The following is a 4724-nucleotide window of genomic DNA, read 5'->3' on the forward strand; positions in this document are numbered from 1 at the left end:
GGCCTACCCTACTGCGGGCACAGCGTCTGCGGCGCCTGGCACGTTGGACAAAGCGCCTTGCCCGGCAGTTCGCCATCATTCAGCAGCGCCGCCAGCCATGCGGTGAAGGCCATGCCGCCCGACTGTTCGGAGAAGAACAGCGGGGCGCGCAGGATGGTGTGCGTCTTGCCCTCCGCCACATAGGAGCGGAAATTGGGCGAGGCCTGGCGGGCGGCCAGCTCGCTCGACATCTTGTTCGTCCAGGCGTTGCAATCCGGCGACTTGGTCATCTGCTCGTAGAAGGCGGTTTGCGTCGCGTCATGAATGGAGGTGAACTGCGCGAACCGGTCCTTCGGGAAATAGGCCGCGAGCTTGGCGACCACTTCGGTGTCCGGCGTATTCCGCGCGCCAGGGCCAAAGACGGCCGTGGGCAGCTGGTAATTCCAGTTCTTGTTGCGGGCTTCCTCGAAGCCGGGCGCGGTCACGCCCTGGCCGCTGTCGCCGAGGAACACGGCGCGCGAGTCCGGATACATCTCCCGCAGCGATGTGAAATGCGTGGCTGCGCCATAGGCGCCGGCGCTCGATCCCGCCACCAGCAGATGCTTGGGCTGCGGCACGTTGCTCTGCATCCAGTGCATGATCACCTGCATATTGTCCCAGCCGCGATGCTCGATCGTGAAGGGTTTGCCCGTGTCGGGGAACTTGTACTGCGCCGTGTTGGAGCCTGAATGCACATCACCCGTGCAATAGGGAACGAAAATCATGCTCCAGTCATGAACCGGATTCTGGGGGTTGTCGCGGTCGAGAAGGCCAGTCATCTTCGCCGGGCCGTCGCCGGGCAGCAGCTCGGACTTGTAGACGCCGGAGGCATCCTCATCATCCTTGCCTGAGAACGACGCCTTGTCGCCAGCAAGGCGCGGCTTGGAGCAGGTGAAGTCATTCCAGCAGGCGCCGCCGCCATTGAAGAACACTGCAAGGCCATCGCCGGCGCCCTTGCGGTAGAAATAAGAGAAGGTGGAGGTGGAGGTGCCCGGCGCGGCCGAACAGGTGGGGGTGAAGAGCCTGCCATCGATGGTGACTGGTTCCGGTACGATCTTCACCCAGCCGTTGGCTTCATCGGGGGATGCGGATGTGCTTTCCTGAGCCACTGCGAAACTTGGCATCGCCAGGAATGCCGCCGCCATCATCCCATATCTCAGGAACTGCATTTCCGGTCCTCCAGTTCTGATGTTTTGTCCGCGAAAACGGCGCGGTTGTGCGCCCGATTGCAGCATTTTTCAACTTAAATTTGAATGCGATGCTGCCCGCGCCAGCGCAGGAGTTCCGGACGGGATAGAGACTGTGACCAGCCCTCAAAAACTATCCGCGATCCACCTTCCCATGCGGCGGACATAGCCGGCCTGGGCGCGGCGCACTTCCTCGGCCTTGGCCTTGGGCAGATCGTAATGCCGGTCGGGGGCCAGCGCGTAGTTCAAGAGCCCCGCGCACACCGCGAAGCCCGGTGAGTGGGCACTCTCCGGCATGCCGCTGACATGGGCGGGCGCCCCCATGCGCACCTGGCGGTCCAGCCACTGGCCTGCCACATCGCGCACGCCGGTGAGCTGGCTGGCGCCGCCGGTACTGACCAGGCGGCGGCCCGCGAGATGCGCCGTGCCCGAGGTCTCCAGCTTGTGGCGCAAGAGTTCGAAGATTTCCTCAAGCCGCGGCCGGATGATGCCGGTGAGCATGGATTTGGGCACCTGCTGCACGGTGTCGACCCCGCGCTCGCCCAGGAGCGGCACCGAAATCATCTCGCGCTCATCCACCGTGCTGGCGAGCGCCGAGCCCCACAGCGTCTTCATGCGCTCGGCATGGGCGATCGAGGTGCAAAGGCCCCTCGCGATGTCATTGGTGATGTGCTGGCCTCCCAGCGGCACCACATCGGCGTGCACGAGGCGGCCGTCATGAAATACCGCGAAACTGGTGACGGCGCCGCCCATGTCGACCAGCGTGACGCCAAGCGTGCGCTCATCCTCGGCCAATACGCTGCGGGAGGCCGCATAGGGCGCGATGACGAAGCCCGCGATGCTCAGATGCGCCCGCTCCACCGCCATGGTGAGGTTCTTCAGATGCGACGACTCGACGGTGACGACGCCGAGATCGAGGCTCAGCTGCTCGCCGAACAGGCCCAGAGGATCGGCAATGCCGCGCGCGTCATCCAGCTGGTACTGCAGGGGCGACAGATGCAGGATGGCGCGGCGGCCCGGATCGACGGATTCAAGCGCCGCTTCCAGCGCACGTTCCATGTCCCTGCCCGTCACCTGTCCAGCCTGGGTGGCAACGCTGCCAGCGTGAAGGCGGGATTGCGGCCGGCCTCCCGATACATTCACGTAGATGTCGCTGATGCTGCGCTGGGCCATGCGCTCGGCCGCGTCAACGGCGAGCCTGATGGCGCGTTCCGCCTCGTCGATGTTTACGATGGCGCCGCTTCTCACGCCGCGCGACAGCTGATGGCCGACACCCAGAACCTTGAGGCTGTGGCGCTCGTCGCTGTCAGGAATGCGATGGCGGGCCGGCACTGCCTCGGCAATCAGACAGCTGATCTTGGTGGACCCGATATCGAGCGCCGCCACCAGCCCGCCCTTCGCCAAGCCACCGCCCTTGCCCGCGGGCTTGCCCTGAAACTGCACCACCGTCATCGACGCCTACCCCTCAAAACCCACGCAACCAAACCCGGGCGTCAGTTGCCGCCCGCAACCTTCTTCTTCTCCGCGGTCTCCGCATCCGGGTCCGCGGCCTCGGCCACCTCGACGTTCACCCGCCCCGGCACCCGCAGATCCAGCGAGCGGATGCCGCGCGACAGGATGCGCTGTGTCTTGTTCAGCTCGTCAGCGAGCGCGATGGCCTCACGCCATTCCTTTTCCGGCAGCTGCACGGTGATCCCGCTATCGAGATAGAGGGTCCAGCGCCGCTGCCCGACGCGAGCCGCCGCCTTCATCTGCAACATTATGTCCGGATAGGCTGAAACTTGGTTAATGAGTTCCGCCGCCGCCGTATTGGCGCCCTCGCCGGTGACCAGCGGCAGGCTGGCGAGGCCGCCCGCGGCCAGTCCGCTCATCGCCGCGCCGGAAGCATCGATCACGTAATAGGATTGGCCGCGCTGCCAGACGGCGAAAGGCTCGCGCTCCTTCACCTCGATCGCCAGCTGGTTGGGGAACACGCGCTGCACCTTGGCGCGCTCCACCCAATCGAGATTCTCCAGAATGTTGCGGGCCTGGATGGCGTCGAAGCCGATCAGCGAACCGCCGGGCGACACGCCGATGGCGGCCAGCAGGGTTTCCGGCTGGTGATGCTCAAGCCCGGTGATGGTGATGTCTTCGGCGGCCATGCCGGCGATCCCCGCGGCGCGGCCGGGAAGCAGCAGCCAGGGGCTTCCTTCGTAATCGAGATAGCCGCCCTTGATCAGCCCGGCCGCCACCACCGCGCCGAGGAAGAGAACCGCCGAGGCGCGCGTGGCAAAGCGCAGCCGCAGCGATTGCCCGTTGTCGAGCCAGGATTGGCGGCGCCGCCGCCGCGGCATGTCAGGGTCGTCGCTGCTCATCTGTCCACCGATGCGTCATTGACCATCCAGGTCACCAGATCCTCGTAGCTCCAGCCGGCATGGGCGGCGAGTTCGGGCACCAGCGAAGTGCCGGTCATGCCGGGCTGGGTGTTGACCTCGAGCAGGATCAGCTCCTCATGCCCCGGCCGGTCGTCGTAGCGGAAATCGGCGCGTGATACCCCGCGGCAGCCCAGCGCCTGATGCGCCACCAGCGCATAGTCCTGGCAGCGCCGGTAGACACTGGCGGGGATCTGCGCTGGCAGGATATGCTGTGACCCGCCGGGCGCATATTTGGCCTTGTAGTCATACCAGCTCGAGCTTTTCGACACGATGTCGATGACGCCCAGCGGCCGGTCGCCGACCACCGCGCAGGTGAGTTCCTTGCCCGGCACAAAACGCTCGACCATGGCGTGGCTGCCGAAAATGGCGCGCTCATCCAGCACGGCGCGCACCGGGCCGTTGGCGTTTTCGAGCACGATATGAACGCCCACGCTCGAGCCCTCGGCCACCGGCTTCACCACATAAGGGAGCGCCATCGGGTGGCGCTCGGCCACGTCCTCGAGCGGCACCAGCAGGCTTTCGGCGACAGGAAGCCCCGCGGCGCGGAAGATTGCCTTGGACTTCTCCTTGTGCATGGCGAGCGAGGAGGCCAGCACGCCGGAATGCGTATAGGGAATGCCAAGCGTTTCCAGGATCGCGGCGCAGCAGCCATCCTCACCCCATTTGCCGTGCAGCGCATTGAAGGCCACGTCTGGCTTCAGCTGCTGCAACAAGGCCACGACGGTGTCGCGCTGCACGTCGACCGGCGTCACCCGGAAACCGGCGCGCTTCAGGGCGCCGGCGCAGGCCGTGCCTGATGACAGGCTCACCTCGCGCTCAGCCGACCAGCCGCCCATCAGCACGGCAACCGCGGTGTTGGCGGGACTGCGAGTCATGCGGCGTCCCGGGGCAGGCCGATGCGCTTGATCTCCCAGTCGAGGTCAACGCCCGAACTGGCCTTGACGCGGGCGCGCACGGTTTCGCCCAGCGCCTCGATCTGCGCGGCGGTGGCGCCGCCCTCGTTGATGAGAAAGTTGCAATGCAGCTCGGACACTCTTGCAGGCCCGATGGCGAAGCCGCGCATGCCGGCCTGGTCGATGAGCTGCCATGATTTCTGGCCCGGCGG

At 65.9% G+C, this 4724-nt stretch carries 4 protein-coding genes and 1 pseudogene; all 5 read right to left on the reverse strand.

Annotated features, from left to right (window positions below):
• Positions 1-8 precede the first annotated feature (8 nt).
• Positions 9-1187, reverse strand: a complete 1179-nt coding sequence (locus tag ACKOED_RS15255; RefSeq protein WP_408917478.1) for a pectin acetylesterase-family hydrolase — start codon at positions 1185-1187, stop codon at positions 9-11.
• A gap of 144 nt (positions 1188-1331) precedes the next feature.
• Positions 1332-2657 (reverse strand): cell division protein FtsA, encoded by a 1326-nt coding sequence (gene ftsA / locus ACKOED_RS15260; RefSeq protein ID WP_408917479.1) that lies wholly within the window; start codon positions 2655-2657, stop codon positions 1332-1334.
• 41 nt (positions 2658-2698) lie between these two features.
• The gene (locus ACKOED_RS15265; RefSeq protein WP_408917480.1) at positions 2699-3559 is read right to left on the reverse strand and encodes a cell division protein FtsQ/DivIB; all 861 of its coding nucleotides are present in this window, start codon (positions 3557-3559) and stop codon (positions 2699-2701) included.
• On the reverse strand, positions 3556-4494 hold the full coding sequence (locus ACKOED_RS15270) for a D-alanine--D-alanine ligase (RefSeq protein ID WP_408917481.1): 939 nt from the start codon (positions 4492-4494) through the stop codon (positions 3556-3558). The genes ACKOED_RS15265 and ACKOED_RS15270 overlap by 4 nt, the downstream gene beginning before the upstream one ends.
• Positions 4491-4724: pseudogene (locus tag ACKOED_RS15275) on the reverse strand (UDP-N-acetylenolpyruvoylglucosamine reductase); the annotation flags it as partial. The gene ACKOED_RS15270 and the pseudogene ACKOED_RS15275, both read right to left, overlap by 4 nt.

The organism is Aestuariivirga sp. (assembly GCF_046093005.1).
In the GTDB taxonomy this organism is placed as follows: Bacteria; Pseudomonadota; Alphaproteobacteria; order Rhizobiales; family Aestuariivirgaceae; genus Aestuariivirga.